Below are 15379 nucleotides of genomic sequence, written 5' to 3'. Positions count from 1 at the left end.
GGTGCTCCCGGGGTGCAGGCAGGTCGGGCGGGGGTGCTCCGTAGACGCCCGCGCCCCGAGCGACGTGAGGTGGAAGGCGAACGGGAGCGGCGCCGTCGGGCAGGACGGACCTTCCTGATGCCGACCGCAGCGCGCGCGGATACGTTCGCCCGTGAGGCGCGCACGGCGCCCACGGGCGAGAGGCGGGCACATGCCGACGAGCACCAGGGCCACCACGGCACGGCGACCGTGGTTCGTGTTCGCGTCCCTGCAGGGGTACCGCGGGGCATGGCTGCGGGGCGACGTGGTCGCGGGCCTGACCGTGTGGGCCGTCCTGGTGCCCGAGTCGCTCGCCTACGCGACCATCGCGGGCGTCTCACCCGTCGTGGGCCTGTACGCCGCGGTGCCCTCGCTGATCCTGTACGCGGCGTTCGGCAGCTCGCGCCACCTGGTCGTGGGGCCCATGTCCGCGACCGCGGCCCTGTCCGCGAGCGTGGTCGCGGCGTTCCGGCCCGGCGACGACGCGGCGTTCGTCGCACTGACCACGGCCGTGGCGCTCGTGACCGGCGTCCTGTGCCTCGTCGCGGGCATCGCACGCCTCGGGTTCCTGGCCTCGTTCATCTCCGAGCCCGTGCTCAAGGGGTTCATCGTGGGCCTCGCGCTCACGATCGTCATCGGGCAGGTGCCGGCCCTGCTGGGCGTCGACAAGGGCGAGGGGAACTTCTTCGAGAAGCTGTGGGCGATCCTCACCGAGCTCGGCACCGCGCACCCCCTGACCGTGGTCCTGGGCCTGGGGTCCCTCGCAGCCGTCCTTGCGATCAAGCGCTGGCTGCCCAAGGTGCCCGGCTCGCTCGTCGTGGTCGGGATCGGGATCGCCCTGGTCCTGCTGCTCGGCCTCGACGACGACGGCGTCGACATCGTCGGCCCCATCCAGGCGGGCCTGCCCGCGCTCGGCCTGCCGACCGGCGTCGACTGGAACACCTACACCGACCTCGTCGGGCCCGCGGCGGGCGTCATGCTCGTGGGCTTCGCCGAGGCCCTGGGCGCCGCCAAGACGTACGCCTCGCGCGAGGGCTACGACATCGACGCCAACCGCGAGCTCGTCGGGATGGGCGCCGCGAACCTCGGCTCGGGCCTCGCGTCCGGCATGGTCGTCAACGGCAGCCTGTCCAAGACCGCGGTCAACGGCGGTGCCGGGGCCAAGAGCCAGGTCTCGGGCCTCGTCGCGGCCGCCCTGACGCTCCTGACCCTGCTGTTCCTCACGCCCGTGTTCGAGTCCCTGCCCGAGGCCACGCTCGCGGCCGTCGTCATCGCGGCCGTGATCGAGCTCGTCGACGTCAAGGCCCTGCGCCGCCTGTACCGCCTCGCGACGCCGCGCTCCAAGGCCCTGTACGGGGGAGCGGCCCGGCACGACTTCTGGGCGGCGCTCGCGGCCATGGTCGGCGTCCTGGTGTTCGACACCCTGCCCGGACTCGTGCTCGGGATCGTGCTCTCGCTGTTCCTGCTCCTCGGTCGAGCCTCGCGCCCCCACGTCGCCGTGCTCGTGCGCAGCTCGCACGGTGTGTGGGTCGACAGGGCGCGGCGCATCGCCACGGGCAAGGACGGGGGCACCAGCGTCGAGGGTGCGCTCGTGGTGCGCGTCGAGTCGGGCCTGTTCTTCGCCAACGCGGACACCGTGCGTGCGGCCGTGCGCCGCCTGGCCGCGGACACCTCGCCGCGCGTCGTGGTCCTCGACGCCGAGACCGTGCCGTTCCTGGACGTCGAGGCCGCCGAGATGCTCGTGACCCTGGCCCGCGACCTCGACCGGGTCGGTGCCCGCCTGGCCCTGGCCCGGGACGTCGGCCAGGTGCGGGACGTGCTGCGCGGCGCCGTCGGGCCGGACGAGTTGCCACCCACCTACCCCGACGTCGACTCCGCGCTGAGCGACCTCCTGCCCGCCGCGGCGGGGGACGCGGGCGGGGCCCCGGCGGCCGCGCCGCCCGCCTGACGCCCGCCTGCCCGACGCCGCCGCTCGCCTCGCGGCGGCCCGCCGCCCTTCGCGCGCGGTCGGCAGGGCGTGGCACTACGGTCGGGTTGACCGGTCCCGCGAGCAGTCACGAGACCTGGAGCGCGACGCCGGGACGGCGGCGCACGACGAGAGGAAGTGCCGTGGGCCCAGCCGTCGGTCAGTCCCTGCCCATCGCGGTGGGTGTCCTCATCAGCCCCATGCCCATCGTGGCGGTCGTGCTGATGCTCGTCAGCAGGAAGGCGAAGGCCAACGGCTTCTCGTTCCTGCTGGGGTGGATCGTGGGGATCGCGGCCCTCGGGTCGGTCGTGCTGCTCGTGGCCGGTGCGGCCACGCCCGACGCGGCCGGGCCGCCCGCGTGGGCGAGCGTCGTCAAGATCGTCCTGGGCGTCCTGCTGCTGCTCCTCGCGTTCAGCCAGTGGCGTGGACGCCCGCGCGAGGCCGTGAGCCCGCAGACGCCGAGGTGGATGAGCGCGATCGACGCGTTCACGCCCGTCAAGGCGTTCGGCCTCGCTGTCCTGCTCGGGGCGGTCAACCCCAAGAACCTGCTGCTCGTCGTCTCGGGGGCCGCGGCCATCGCCGCCGCGACCTCCCAGACGTCCGAGCAGCTCGGGGCGCTCGCGGTGTTCGTCGTGGTCGCGAGCCTCGGGGTCGCCGCCCCCGTCGTGATCTACCTGGCGATGGGGTCCCGGGCCGCGACGATGCTCGACGGCCTCAAGACCTGGATGATCCAGAACAACGCCGTCATCATGGCCGTGCTGCTCCTGGTGCTCGGGGCCAAGATGATCGGGGACGGGATCACGGCGCTGTGAGCGACGAGGTGGACGCACCGAGCCTGTCCGCGCGACCCGCGCGTGATCTCCCCGAAAAACCCTTGCCCCGGCCCGGGGGCGGGCCGCTACTGTGGTGCACGTCCGGTCAGGAGGCCGGTCGCCGGTCGGGCCAGCCCGCACGGCGTTCGCTCCTGACCCGTTCTCGTGAGGTGCCGCTCCGGCGGCCCGCACGAGCTGACGCACACGAGACCGCGCCACAGTGGTAGCGCGGCGAGCCAGGCACATGAACCTGGCCACGACGGGGACCCGTGGTGTGCGTGGAGGTTCCAAGTCGCCCGGACTGCAGTCGGGCGGCACCCCTGGAGAGGCATGTGCCAAGGACGGCGACGGGGCGCACCAGCGCCTCGTGGGGCGGGTTCGATTCCCGCCCTCTCCGCAGACGACGTGGGTGGCCCGCGGCGCCGAGGATCTCGGTACCGGGGGTCGCAGACAGGGAGTCGGTCGATGAGCGAGGTCCTCATCTACAACCTGGGCGGTGGGCAGGTCCTGGGGCGTGTCTCGCTCGGGCACGCGATCCGCATGCTGCACCGCCGGGTCGCGGCCGTGCGCGAGGCGGTCGAGGGGGAGACCTTCGGCCCCTACCAACGCCCCCTCTCGGTCGAGCTGGTCCGTTATGTCCACTCCCGCTGGGTCTACGAGCGCACGGGCCGCGTGCCGTACTCGCGCGCCGCGCTGATGCGCCGCGACAAGTTCCGCTGCGGCTACTGCGGGGCACCTGCGACGACCATGGACCACGTGGTGCCTCGGTGCCAGGGCGGGACCACGACCTGGCTCAACGCCGTGGCGGCGTGCGAGCCGTGCAACAGCGCCAAGGCTGGTCGGACCCCCCAGGAGGCGGGCATGAGGTTGCGCTCGCGGCCGTTCGAGCCCGTGCTCGCCGACGTCTACCCGTACGGCAAGCGCTGAGCCTCAGGGCTGCGGAGAGTTCTCGACCCTGATGGTCCCGTCGTCGTCCAGGACCAGTCGGTGCGGGTCGCCGTCCGCGAGGACCAGGGCGTGCTCGAGCGCGAGCCGTGGCACGTCCAGGGCCCAGTCCGGCAGGTAGCGGTGCGTGCGCAGCGCGTCGAGGATCGGGCCGGGCGGGATGCGGCGGGACGTCAGGTCGGACACGACTCCAGGATCCCACGTCGCTCGCAGCGGGCTGCGCCGTCGTGCCCCTCGCGCTCGCCGCGCCCCCGGCCGCCGCCCTGGCTGGGGTGTGCGCGGCGTGGGTCGCGATCGGCGCGGGCTGGTCCTCGGTCGAGACACCCGGGCGCCTCGTACGGCGCGTGGTGGACCGACGTGACCTCCACCTGGCCTTCGCCGCGCAGTTCTCGCTGTCGCACGCGTGCTGGTTGGTCGCCTGCCCGCTCGCAGGGCGGCTCGGCACGTGCGGTCTGGCGCGCGCCGCGACGACGCCGGCCGTCGTCGCGGTGGCCGCGACCGTGCTCGCCCGCGTGCTGTGGCCGGCGTCCGCCGACGGGGCGGGGCAGCTGCCGCGCGCGGATCCCGGACGAACGGGCACGAGGGTGGGACCATGAAGGGGATGTCCACCACGCAGCGCGACCCGCGCCCCGTCGCGCCCCCCGAGGTCGACCTCGACCGAGCGGTCGAGGTGCTTCGCCTGCTCGCCGACCGCACTCGCCTCGCGGTGCTGCACATGCTGACCGGGACGGAGATGTCGGTGACCGCGATCGCCGAGTCCCTCGACCGTCCCGTCCCCGCGATCTCGCAGCACCTCGCCAAGCTGCGTGCCGGACGCCTCGTGACGTCGCGGCGTGCGGGCACGAGCGTCTACTACGCCCCCGCGACCAAGCACGTCGAGGCGCTCGTCACGAACGTCCTCCACCACACCGAGCACACGCTCTACCCGCTGCCCCCGCACCACGCCCGCGAGGACTGAGGCCCGGTCCCCGCCGGTGCTCGCCCCACGGACGAGGGTTGGTCCCGTGCGCGGGGCGGACTAAGGTGGGGCTCCTAGGAGTCAGGAAGCGGCCCCTCGACACGCACGTGCTGAGAGCGAGCCATCATGCCCACCGACCCGTCCCCTCGTAGGCGTCGCCGCGACCCGCTCGCCGAGGCGTTGAGCCTCGGGCGAGCCCACCCCACCGGCCAGTACCGGGTCGACCTGCGCACCGGTGAGTGGTGGTGGTCCGAGGAGGTCTACCTGCTGCACGGCCTGGCGCCCGACTCGGTCGTCCCGAGCGCGGGCCTGCTGGCCCAGCACAAGCACCCCGACGACCGCGACACGGTCCTGCGCGACCTCGCGCTGCTGCGCACCACGGGGCGCCCCTTCAGCACCAGCCACCGCATCGTGGACGCGCGCGGCCGGACCAAGACCGTCACGGTCACCGGCCAGGCGCGCCGCGACGCGTCGGGCGCCGTGGTCGAGGTGATCGGCATGATGATCGACACGTCCGCCGCGCACGAGGACGCGTTGCGCCGCGAGGTCACCCGACAGGTCGCGGTCGGGCTCCAGGACCGCGCCGTCGTCGACCAGGCCAAGGGGGTCATCATGGCCTCGCACGGCCTGGACCCCGACGGCGCGCTCGACCTGCTCGTCGTGCACGCGAGCGAGAGCAGCCGACGCCTGCCCGACGTGGCACGGGAGCTGATCGACTCGATCGCGGCCGGCGGCGGGCTGGGCGGTCGTGCCAAGGACCGCGTCGACGCGTGCCTGGCAGCCCTCGAGCCCGGCAGCGTGAGCCGTCCCGGCGGGGCACAGCTCTTCCGGCGCAAGGGAGCCGTCACGGGCTGAGGACGGTGCCCTGCAGGGGCGGTCGGCCGACCCGTGGGCCGTGGCGGGCGCACCGACCGGTGGCTGCCCGCCGCGCCGGGCGGCCTACGTCGTCGGGAACCGGCGCGTCTCGACGACCTCGCGGGCGAGGTCGTAGAGCTTGACGTTCGAGTCCTGCGAGACGCGGCTCAGGACCGAGAACGCGCGCTGCGCGGAGAGCTGGTAGCGCTCCATGAGGATGCCCTGGGCCTGGCCGATCACGGTGCGGGTCTGCACGGCGCTCGTGAGCTGCTCCTCGGTGCGCGCGGCGGTCAGGGCCGCGGCGGCGACCGCGGCGAACGTCGAGACGATCGACAGCGCCGTGGCGGGGAACGCCCCCGTGGAGCGTGAGTACAGGTTCAGGGCGCCGTGCGAGGTCTCGCTCGTGAAGAGCTGCACGCACAGCATCGAGCGGACCCCGAGCTCCTCCTGCACCTGGTCGGCCCACCGCTGCCAGCGCGGCTCGGCCGCGAGATCGTTGGTGCGCACCAGGTCGGTCTCGCGGATCGCGTCGAGGCACGGCCCCTCGTTCAGCGCGTACTGGAGCTCGTCCCCGCGCCGGGCGAGGTCGTGCGACGCGGCGGGGGTCTCGATGTGCCCCTTGCGGGTCACGAGCGAGATCCCCGCCGCGTCGCACCCCTCGACCATCGCGACCGCGAGCTCCACGGTGCGGTCGAGCGTCTCCTGGAGGCTGGGCTCCTCGGCGAGCGTCCGCGCGGCCGACGCGATCGAGGACTCGATGGCGGTGGCCGGGGTCGCCCCCGTGCCGTACTCGGCGCTCAGGGGGACGTCGAGGGTGTCGTCCTTCGTCTGCTGCAGATCCTGCGTCATCGGGCGGTCCCGTCCGTGCTCGGAGGTGGACGGTCGGCGGCGCACGACCGCGCCGTTCCTCCACCTGTCGAGGACAACGCTACGCGGTCCGTGGACGACGACGGTGCGCGCCGGGATCACGCGTGCGCCGCGTCCTCGGTGTCGCGGGCACCGACCGAGACCTGCCCGCGCTCGATCGCGGTGACGAGGTCGGAGAGCCGGACGATGCCCACGAGGTCCGGCCCGACCATGACGGGCAGCCGCAGCAGGGCGTGGCGCTCCATGATCCGCACGGCCTCCCTGGCCGGGTCCTGGGGGCTGAGCACCACGAGGTCCTCGGTGCAGAGGTCGCCTACGGGGTGCTCGGGCGAGGCGTGGGCAGCCACGGCCCGCACGATGCTGCGGTCCGTGAGGATGCCCATCACGTCGCCGTCGTCGAGCACGACCGCCTCGCCGGAGTCGTCGTCGATCATGGTGCGTGCGGTCTGCGCGACGGTCGCGGTGCGCTCGACCGTGCAGAACGCCGTGGACATGAGCTGTGCGATGGTCGTCGGCATCGTCGCCTCCGGGATCACTGCCAAGGACGTCGGGCCGCTCCTCGACCCGGTTCTCACCCTAGCCCCGGACCGGGCGCGCCGGGCGGCAGGGCCCGTGAGGACCGTGCCGCCCAGGGGGCCAGGGCGCGTCGGGCATGGCGTCAGAACACGGGCTTGCCACCCGTGACGCCGAGCACGGTCGCCGAGACGTAGCTCGCGTCGGCGGGCGAGGCGAGGAAGACGAAGGCCGGTGCGACCTCGGCGGGCTGCCCGGCGCGCCCCAGCGGCGTGTCGGCCCCGAACTGCTCGATCTTCTCCGGCGGCTGCGTCGCGGGCTGCAACGGTGTCCAGATCGGTCCCGGCGCCACGGCGTTGACCCGGATGCCCCGCTCACCGACCTCGGCCGCGAGGTTGACCGTGAAGTTGTTGATCGCGGCCTTGGTCGACGCGTAGTCCAGGAGCGAGGTGGACGGCTGGTACGCCTGGATCGAGGACACGTTGATGATCGACGCGCCCTCGCCCAGGTGCTCGAGCGCGGCCTGCGTGACCCAGAACAGCGCGTACAGGTTGGTCCTGAGCACCCGGTCGAGGTCCTCGCTCGTCACGTCGGCGATCGAGGACCGCCGCGCCATCTGGAAGCCCGCGTTGTTCACGAGCACGTCCAGGCCGCCGAGCTGCTCGACGGCGTCGGCGACGGTCGCGCGGCACGCGCCCTCCTCGCGCAGGTCCCCGGGCAGCAGGACGGCGGTGCGGCCCGCCTCACGCACCCAGCGCGCGGTCTCCTCGGCGTCGACCTGCTCCTCGGGCAGGTAGCCGATCGCGACGTCGGCCCCCTCCCGGGCGAACGCGATCGCGACGGCGCGCCCGATGCCCGAGTCGCCGCCGGTGATCAGGGTCCGCAGGCCCGTGAGCCTGCCCGTACCCCGGTAGGACGACTCACCGTGGTCGGGCAGCGGGTCCATGGAGGACGTCAGGCCCGGGGGCTCCTGCTGCTGGGCGGGGAAGGCGGGGGTCTGGTCGGGCACGGGATCCTCCTTCAGGTCGCCGCACGCGTGCACGCCGGTCGGCGGCCGCTGCGGGCGAGGTGTACTCGGGTCCCGTCCACGCTAGGTCGGCGCTCGCGGACTCGCAGCGCGGGCGGCCGGGCGGCCGGGCGGCCGGTTCGCCGCGCGGCCCCGGTGGCAGGATGGGCACCTGCCGGGCGCGACGGCGCGCCCGAGGATCGAGGTGGCCACGATGACCCAGGACGAGCGCACGGCCGAGGGCGCTGACCGGCGCCGCGCCCCCGAAGGAGCCCACGACGTCGACGTGCTCGTGGTCGGGTCCGGGTTCGGTGGGTCCGTCGCGGCCCTGCGCCTGACCGAGAAGGGCTACCGCGTCGCGGTCCTGGAAGCGGGCCGACGCTTCGCGGACGAGGACTTCGCCGCGACGTCGTGGCACCTGCGCGACTTCCTGTGGGCCCCGCGCCTCGGCTGCCTCGGGATCCAGCGCGTCCACCGCCTGCGCGACGTCCTGGTCCTCGCGGGGGCGGGCGTGGGCGGAGGATCCCTCGTGTACGCCAACACCCTGTACGAGCCCCTCGACGCGTTCTACAGCGACCCTGCATGGGGTCACCTGACCGACTGGAAGGCCGAGCTCGCCCCCTACTACGACCAGGCGCGGCGCATGCTGGGCGTCGTCACGTACGCGGGACGCACCCCCGCCGACGAGGCCATGTCCCAGGTCGCCCGCGAGATGGGCGTCGCGCACACCGTCACACCCGCCCCCGTGGGCGTGCTGTTCGGGGAACCCGGCGTCCGCGTGCCCGACCCGTTCTTCGGCGGCGCCGGCCCCGAGCGACGCGGCTGCCTCGAGTGCGGGCAGTGCATGACCGGGTGCCGCCACGGCGCCAAGAACACCCTCGTCAAGAACTACCTCCACCTCGCCGAGCGCGGTGGGGCCAGGATCCACCCCCTGACGACCGTCACCCGCATCGCGCCGTCGCCCGGCGGCGGCTACGAGGTCACCTCCCGGCGCACCGACCGCCCGTACGCCCGGCGCACCCGGTGGACCGCCCAGCACGTCGTCCTCGCCGCAGGCGCCCACGGCACGCAGCAGCTCCTGCACGCCCAGCGCGACGCCGGGACCCTCCCCGACCTCTCGCCCCGCCTCGGCATGCTCACTCGCACCAACTCCGAGGCGCTCCTGGGCGCGACCGCCGACCGGCCACGCCCCTCGGGACCACCCGTGCCCGACTACACGCGCGGCGTCGCCATCACCTCCTCCTTCCACCCTGACGCCCACACGCACGTCGAACCCGTGCGCTACGGCCACGGGTCCAACGCCATGGCACTCCTGCAGACCGTCCTCGTCACGCCCCGCGGCGCTCGCGGCCTGCGCCAGGGCAGCACGGAGCCCGACGGCGCCGCTCACCCCGGTCCGTCGCCCTCGCCCGCCGGATGGTTGCGGGAGCTGTGGGCCCAGCGGCGTCGGCTGCCGGCCATGCTCGACCTGCGGGGCTGGTCCGAGCGCACCGTGATCGCCCTGGTCATGCAGAGTCACGACAACTCGCTGACGACGTACACGCGCCGCTCCTGGACGGGCCGTCGTCGCATGACCTCCCGGCAGGGGCACGGGGCCCCGAACCCCGGGTGGATCCCCGCCGCGCACGAGACGGCCCGGCGGCTGGCCCGGGTCATGGGTGGGGCGCCCGGCGGGAGCATCGGGGAACCCTTCGGCATGCCCCTCACGGCGCACTTCCTGGGCGGGTGCGCGATCGGCGCCTCACCGGAGACCGGGGTGGTCGACGCCTACCAACGGGTGTTCGGGCACCCGGGGCTGCACGTCCTGGACGGTTCGGCCGTGAGCGCGAACCTGGGCGTCAACCCGTCGCTGACGATCACGGCACAGGCCGAGCGGGCGGTGGCGCTGTGGCCCCACCGTGGCGAGGACGACCCCAGGCCACCGCTCGGGAGCGCCTACCGGCGGGTGACCCCGGTCGCGCCTCGCTCCCCGCTCGTCCCGGCGGACGCCCCCGCCGCGCTGCGCCTTCCCGTGGTCCGGGTGACGCACGGCGGCACGCCCTGACGTGAGGTCGGCGCGGGGGAGAGGTGCCCTCGGTCCACGGGCGGGCGCGATGTCGAACACGTGTTCGAGTGAATGTGCTCGATGTGCCGACCTGTGTCGAACTGATGTTCGACTCGACCGGGCTGTGCCGACGATCAGCGTCGAACGCCTGTTCGACACCGGCGAGGGGCTCTCAGGAGCGGGTCGCACCGTCGAGCTCGACGTCCACGACCACCGCCCGGTGGTCCGACAACCCCGTGTCGACCGCCCGCCCCGGCGCCAGCGGACGCACCCCGCCGTCCGCCAGGACGTGATCGATCTGCAGCGTCGGGTGAGAGACCGGGTAGGACCGTGCGACGGCCAGCGGGGTCCACCCCGTGATGGTCGCAGGGACCTCCGAGCGCAGGTTCAGGTCCCCCAGCAGGACGAGCGGCCGCGGAGCCCCCGCCAGACCCCTCACGAGCCGGTCGAGCTGGTGCTCGCCCCACCCGTCGAGAAAGCTCAGATGGGTCGCCGCCACCGTCAAGGAGCCCTGTGGTGTCTGCACGACCGCCGCCACAGCCGTGCGCGGCTCGTCGAGCCGCCACCGACGCGCCCGCTGGTCGGAGGCCCGGGGCAGAGGCCGCCACCACGGGCGGCGCGGCAGGGGCAGCACCCTCCACTCGAGCACGGGGAACCTCGACAGCAGGGCCACGCCGTACTGCGACCGACCGCGCGCCGACCGCTGGTCCAACGTAGGAGCGAACCGGTGGTCGACCGCCCCCATCGCCTCCGCCGCGACCCGTGCCAGGTCCGCCCGTCCCGACCGGCGCTGGTTGCGGTCCACCTCCTGCAACGCCAGGACGTCCGCGTCGAGCTCCGCCACGGCACGGGCGAAACGGTCCACGTCGACCAGGTCGTCCACCGTGGACCGGCCGTGCAGGATGTTGAAGGTCACGAGTCGCATCGCACCGATTGTCCCCCCGCTCGCGCCACCGCGCTCGCCGTCGGGCACGAGCACCAGCCTCCCGGCGGCAACCCCACCCCGCGAGGCCTAGGCTCACGCCATGGCCAAGTACTTGGACGTCCACCCCGTCGACCCCCAGCCCCGCGCGATCGACCAGATCGTCACGCTCCTGCGCGACGACGCCCTCATCGCCTACCCCACGGACTCCTGCTACGCCCTCGGCGCCCGCATCGACTCCCACAGCGCCACCCAACGCATCCGCGACATCCGCCACCTCGGCGACAAGCACCACTTCACGCTCGTGTGCGCCGACTTCGCCCAGCTCGGCCAGCTCGTCAAGATCGACAACGCCGCGTTCCGCGCCATCAAGGCCTCCACACCCGGCAGCTACACCTTCATCCTGCCCGCGACCGCCGAGGTGCCCCGACGCCTCGCCCACCCCAAGAAGAAGACCGTCGGAGTCCGCATCCCCGACCACACGGTCACCCAGGCCATCCTGCGCGCCCTCGGCGAACCTCTGCTGTCCAGCACCCTCCTCCTGCCCGGAGAGGACGAACCCATGACCCAGGGCTGGGAGATCAAGGAAGCCCTCGACCACCAGGTCGACGCCGTCGTCGACTCCGGCAACTGCGGCACCGAACCCACCACCGTCGTCGACTTCTCCTCCGGCGCCGCCGAGATCGTCCGCGTCGGCGCAGGAGACCCCTCCCGCTTCGAGTGACCACCCGCGTGAGCGACGCCCCACCGCCCACCCGGCGCGACCAGCCCCACCAGCCCTAGCATCGACACCATGAGCAGCCAGGGCCTCACCCACTCCCAGCGCAAGATGGCAGACGCCGGCGTCCACCCCACCGCGATCGACGTCTTCAGCCGCTTCTACGAGCTCCTCGACGGCGGCGCCACCGGCACCGTCCCCGAGGCAGACGTCGCCCCCCTCACCGACGTCACACACCGCCACGACCTCGACATCAGCCCCGACGACGCCGCCACCGCCCTCTCCCGCACCGCACTCGTCAAGCTCAACGGCGGCCTCGGTACCTCCATGGGCATGGACCGTGCCAAGTCGCTCCTCACTGTCCGCGACACCAACGACGGACCCCTCACCTTCCTCGACATCATCGCCGGACAGGTCCGCGCCGCCCGTGCCGCCACCGGCGCACGCCTCCCGCTGCTCTTCATGAACAGCTTCCGCACCCGCGACGACACGCTCGCGGCGCTCGCGGCCTACCCGGACCTCGCGGTCGACGGCCTGCCGCTCGACTTCCTGCAGAACCGCGAGCCCAAGCTGCGGGCGGACGACCTCGAGCCGGTCGAATGGCCCGCGGACCCTGACCTGGAGTGGTGCCCGCCCGGTCACGGGGACCTGTACACGGCGCTGGTGACGTCGGGGGCGCTCCAGCAGCTCCTGGACGCGGGCTACCTGTACGCGAGCGTCTCCAACTCGGACAACCTCGGCGCAGCCCCGGACGCGGCCATGGCCGGCTGGTTCGCGGCCTCGGGCGCCCCGTTCGCGGCCGAGGTGGCCCGCAGGACGCCCGCTGACCGCAAGGGCGGTCACCTCGTGGTGCGACGCTCGGACGGCCGCCTGGTCCTGCGCGAGACCGCGCAGACGCCCGAGGAGGACCTCGCCGCGGCCGGGGACATCGAGCGTCACCGGTACTTCAACACGAACAACCTGTGGCTCGACCTGCGCGCGCTGGCCGCCGAGCTCGACCGCACCGGGGGAGTCCTCGAGCTTCCCCTGATCCGCAACCCCAAGACGGTCGACCCCACCGACCCGTCCTCGACACCCGTGATCCAGGTCGAGTCGGCGATGGGCGCCGCGATCGAGGTCTTCGAGGGCTCGACCGTCATCGAGGTCGACCGCAGCCGCTTCCTGCCCGTCAAGGCGACGAGCGACCTGCTGCTGCTGCGTTCTGACGTGTACGAGCTCGGCGACGACTTCACGCTCACGGCCCGGGTCGACGCGCCGCTGATCGACCTCGACGCCGCGCACTACAAGCTCGTCGGCGACTTCGACGCGCGGTTCGGTCAGGGCGCACCGTCGTTGCGTGCCGCTCGGGGGCTCACCGTGCGGGGGGACTGGACGTTCGGTCGCGGCGTCGTCGCCGAGGGGGACGCGGTCCTGGAGGACGCCGGTGGGCCGTCGACCGTCCCGGACGGGGCGCACGTCGGCCCCGAGGGGATCGGGACCCGCTGACGGGACGCGGCGAGGTGCTCCCGGAGCCTCCCGCCCGAGGGCGCGGCGCGGCGGTGCCCCCTGGGGGCCCATGAGACCGTTGACGGCCCGTGAGAGGCGCGTGGCGTCGTCGGGCGCAATCCTGCCGCCCGACGGCGCCACGCGGCCCAGGAGGGGCCTTTGCCGTGCGCTCGGGGCCGCTCAGGCGGGGACGTCGACGACCCGGCTGTCGCCGAGGGCGGGGGAGATCGTCCCGCTCGACGCCGACGCGAGGTCTGCGTCGAGCTCGACGAGACGTCCCGGCGGGACCAGGAGCCGGAACCTGGCCGCGGCCGCGTAGTCGGCGCCCTCGAGCACTGCGCCGTGGGTCTGGCACCACTCGTGGAGGGTGTTCCCGATCCGGCCGGCCTCCGCGTGCGGGACCTCGACCGTGACCTCGACCATGACCTCGCGGCGCAGCACGGGCGCGAGGTCGAGGGTCTCGCTCACGGCGTTCGAGTAGGCGCGGACGAGCCCGCCCGCCCCGAGCAGCACCCCGCCGAAGTAGCGCGTGACGACCGCGACCAGGTCGGTCACGTGGCGGTGGCGCAGGACCTCGAGCATGGGGATGCCGGCCGTGCCCGAGGGCTCGCCGTCGTCGCTCGAGCGCTGCTGGTCGGCGTGCGTGCCGACGACGAGCGCCGTGCAGTGGTGCCGCGCGTCCCAGTGCTCCTTGCGGATCCGTGCGATCACGGACTCCGCTTCGGCGACCGACTCGACGGGGTGCAGGAGCGTGAGGAAGCGGGACTTCTTGACCACGAGCTCGTGCTCGACAGGGCGGGCGATCGTCGACGGGAGCGGCACGCTCCGGGGGGAGTGCTGGAGGGAGGCCATCGACGCCCAGCCTAGCCAACGGGCGGGACGTGCTGGTCTCGAGCGGGATGGCGTCGAGGGCGGCACGCCGTTCACGACGATTGAAAATAGTGTGCCAAGCGGATAGGTTTCCGCCATGGCCACCGACCCTTCCGACTCACCGCTCAACGCCTCGACGGACAAGGGACGCCCGGACGCCGACCCCGCCCAGCCGCTCGCGCCGCGCTACCCGCGCCCACCCGTCACGCGCGACGAGGCCGAGTGGGTCTGGCGTGAGCTGTCGGTCGGCGCCATGTACGCGTCGACCAAGCCGGAGATGGTACGCCTGGCGGTCATCGTCGGCCTGACCCGCGCGACGGGGGCCAGGTACTCGGACCTGCTGCGCTGCACCGTCGACTCGCTCGACCTGGGGCCCACTGGCGCCCAGGCGGGGGAGGGGAGCGTCGTCGTGCAGCACGGCAAGCACCGCACCGTGCGCGTGCACCGCCTCGAACCGGGTGCGGTCATGGTCCTGCGTCGCTGGATGGAGGTCCGGGAGGAGCTGTGCTCCGAGCTGGAGGGGTCGGTGCCGCGCGCCCTGCTCCTGACGGTCCACCACACGCACGACAACGGCATCACCGTCGCGAGCGGGCTGCCCATCACGAAGCAGGGCCTGGTGCTGTCCTGGCGGCGGTTCGTGCAGCGCACCAACGCGCGGTACGGCGGGGTGCGGCCGCCGCTGCCGACGCGCTTCGAGCAGGTCCGTCGGGCGTGGCACGCGGAGGCCGCCGACGGTCCGGCCGAGCAGGTCGAGCAGGAGTAGCCTCGGGGCCGCCCGACGGTGGAGGTCACTCCTCGCGTGGATCGTCCGCGGGGGAGGGGGCGGCCTTCCCGTCGAGCTCCTGGAACACCGTGACGTGGAGGCCGGCCGGAGCGTCGAGGCGTGCGTTGAGCGAGTCCCACGGGGTGCGGACGGGCGGCGCCACGAGCGACGCCCCCGCGTCGACCAGGTCGGCCGTGACGGCCGCTGCGTCGGTCACCTCGAACGCGACGCGCAACCGGGGAGCGACCTGCCGGCCTACCTCGACGTCGTCGATCATGCGTTTCTGCGCGGGGTTGGCGATCTCGAGCGTGGCGCGCCCGGCATCGAGGATCGCGACCCGCGAGTCGCCGTCGCCGGTGTACGCCTCGAGCTGGGGGAGGCCCAGGGCGTCACGGTAGAAGGCGAGGGCTGCCTCGTAGTCCTGCGCCTCGACGACCAGGCGCAGCTGTAGGACGGGGCGGGCGGGGGTGTCGGCCATCCGGCCACGGTAGGTCAGAGGCTCGGATGCTGCGCGCCGATCCCCTTCGCCTCCCTTCTGGACAAAATAGTGTGCCAAGCGTCCCGACGACGCGACTCACCCACACATTCGGCTCACCAAAAAAGCCCTGACGAGCCGGGGCGGGCCTCGCGGGCCCTC

General features: G+C 73.5%; 17 protein-coding genes and 1 tRNA gene. 11 read left to right on the top strand and 7 right to left on the bottom strand.

The annotated features are described in order from the left end of the window. The first annotated feature begins 190 nt into the window (after positions 1 to 190). The 4 genes from WFH32_RS10475 (at position 191) to WFH32_RS10460 (ending at position 3723) form a co-directional block, all read left to right on the top strand. Positions 191 to 1966: a SulP family inorganic anion transporter gene (locus WFH32_RS10475; RefSeq protein WP_191796913.1), complete on the top strand. Its 1776-nt coding sequence runs from the start codon at positions 191 to 193 to the stop codon at positions 1964 to 1966. A gap of 161 nt (positions 1967 to 2127) precedes the next feature. Next, a complete protein-coding gene (locus WFH32_RS10470) occupies positions 2128 to 2796 on the top strand; it encodes a GAP family protein (RefSeq protein ID WP_336707319.1) in 669 nt (222 codons plus the stop codon). A 298-nt stretch (positions 2797 to 3094) separates the two neighbouring features. Next, positions 3095 to 3193, top strand: a tRNA-OTHER gene (locus tag WFH32_RS10465). 68 nt (positions 3194 to 3261) lie between these two features. Continuing rightward, positions 3262 to 3723, top strand: coding sequence for an HNH endonuclease (locus WFH32_RS10460; protein ID WP_138824454.1), 462 nt, complete (start codon positions 3262 to 3264; stop codon positions 3721 to 3723). A 3-nt stretch (positions 3724 to 3726) separates the two neighbouring features. Here WFH32_RS10460 and WFH32_RS10455 read toward each other — a convergent pair whose 3' ends face one another. Next, positions 3727 to 3927 (bottom strand): hypothetical protein, encoded by a 201-nt coding sequence (locus tag WFH32_RS10455; protein WP_191796911.1) that lies wholly within the window; start codon positions 3925 to 3927, stop codon positions 3727 to 3729. Positions 3928 to 3968: 41 nt separating this feature from the next. On the opposite strand from WFH32_RS10455, the gene WFH32_RS10450 reads away from it, so the two are divergent. The 3 genes from WFH32_RS10450 to WFH32_RS10440 all read left to right on the top strand — a co-directional run bounded on the left by WFH32_RS10450 (position 3969) and on the right by WFH32_RS10440 (position 5554). Then, positions 3969 to 4337, top strand: coding sequence for a hypothetical protein (locus WFH32_RS10450; protein WP_336707318.1), 369 nt, complete (start codon positions 3969 to 3971; stop codon positions 4335 to 4337). Positions 4338 to 4342: 5 nt separating this feature from the next. Next, positions 4343 to 4699, top strand: a complete 357-nt coding sequence (locus WFH32_RS10445) for an ArsR/SmtB family transcription factor (protein WP_336707316.1) — start codon at positions 4343 to 4345, stop codon at positions 4697 to 4699. A 126-nt stretch (positions 4700 to 4825) separates the two neighbouring features. After that, positions 4826 to 5554, top strand: a complete 729-nt coding sequence (locus tag WFH32_RS10440) for a PAS and ANTAR domain-containing protein (RefSeq protein ID WP_191796908.1) — start codon at positions 4826 to 4828, stop codon at positions 5552 to 5554. An 84-nt stretch (positions 5555 to 5638) separates the two neighbouring features. Here the strand turns inward: WFH32_RS10440 and WFH32_RS10435 are convergent, their stop codons facing one another. From WFH32_RS10435 to WFH32_RS10425, 3 genes are all read right to left on the bottom strand, one after another. After that, positions 5639 to 6403, bottom strand: coding sequence for a GAF and ANTAR domain-containing protein (locus WFH32_RS10435; protein WP_336707315.1), 765 nt, complete (start codon positions 6401 to 6403; stop codon positions 5639 to 5641). Between the two features lie 116 nt (positions 6404 to 6519). Then, on the bottom strand, positions 6520 to 6939 hold the full coding sequence (locus WFH32_RS10430) for a CBS domain-containing protein (RefSeq protein WP_336707313.1): 420 nt from the start codon (positions 6937 to 6939) through the stop codon (positions 6520 to 6522). Between the two features lie 140 nt (positions 6940 to 7079). Further along, positions 7080 to 7880, bottom strand: a complete 801-nt coding sequence (locus tag WFH32_RS10425) for an SDR family oxidoreductase (RefSeq protein WP_191796900.1) — start codon at positions 7878 to 7880, stop codon at positions 7080 to 7082. 274 nt (positions 7881 to 8154) lie between these two features. Here WFH32_RS10425 and WFH32_RS10420 point away from each other — a divergent pair, with 274 nt between their 5' ends. Then, a complete protein-coding gene (locus WFH32_RS10420; protein ID WP_336707311.1) occupies positions 8155 to 9984 on the top strand; it encodes a GMC family oxidoreductase in 1830 nt (609 codons plus the stop codon). A 172-nt stretch (positions 9985 to 10156) separates the two neighbouring features. On the opposite strand, the gene WFH32_RS10415 is transcribed toward WFH32_RS10420, so the two are convergent. Beyond that, positions 10157 to 10909 carry an endonuclease/exonuclease/phosphatase family protein gene (locus WFH32_RS10415; RefSeq protein WP_336707309.1) on the bottom strand — a complete coding sequence of 251 codons (753 nt, stop codon included), beginning with the start codon at positions 10907 to 10909 and terminating at the stop codon, positions 10157 to 10159. A gap of 100 nt (positions 10910 to 11009) precedes the next feature. Here WFH32_RS10415 and WFH32_RS10410 point away from each other — a divergent pair, with 100 nt between their 5' ends. Together WFH32_RS10410 and WFH32_RS10405 are read left to right on the top strand one after the other, a co-directional pair. Then, complete coding sequence (locus WFH32_RS10410; protein WP_336707307.1) at positions 11010 to 11630, top strand: L-threonylcarbamoyladenylate synthase; 621 nt, start codon at positions 11010 to 11012, stop codon at positions 11628 to 11630. 69 nt (positions 11631 to 11699) lie between these two features. After that, positions 11700 to 13109 (top strand): UTP--glucose-1-phosphate uridylyltransferase, encoded by a 1410-nt coding sequence (locus WFH32_RS10405; protein WP_191796865.1) that lies wholly within the window; start codon positions 11700 to 11702, stop codon positions 13107 to 13109. 180 nt (positions 13110 to 13289) lie between these two features. On the opposite strand, the gene WFH32_RS10400 is transcribed toward WFH32_RS10405, so the two are convergent. After that, complete coding sequence (locus tag WFH32_RS10400; protein WP_336707305.1) at positions 13290 to 13961, bottom strand: YigZ family protein; 672 nt, start codon at positions 13959 to 13961, stop codon at positions 13290 to 13292. Positions 13962 to 14076: 115 nt separating this feature from the next. Between WFH32_RS10400 and WFH32_RS10395 the strand changes: the two genes are divergently transcribed. Continuing rightward, positions 14077 to 14742, top strand: a complete 666-nt coding sequence (locus tag WFH32_RS10395; protein WP_336707304.1) for a tyrosine-type recombinase/integrase — start codon at positions 14077 to 14079, stop codon at positions 14740 to 14742. 25 nt (positions 14743 to 14767) lie between these two features. Here the strand turns inward: WFH32_RS10395 and WFH32_RS10390 are convergent, their stop codons facing one another. Then, positions 14768 to 15220, bottom strand: coding sequence for a VOC family protein (locus WFH32_RS10390; RefSeq protein WP_336707303.1), 453 nt, complete (start codon positions 15218 to 15220; stop codon positions 14768 to 14770). Positions 15221 to 15379 lie beyond the last annotated feature (159 nt).

Source organism: Oerskovia sp. USHLN155, from assembly GCF_037145535.1.
GTDB lineage: Bacteria > Actinomycetota > Actinomycetes > Actinomycetales > Cellulomonadaceae > Oerskovia > Oerskovia rustica.
This window is presented reverse-complemented; position numbering and strand designations above follow the sequence as displayed.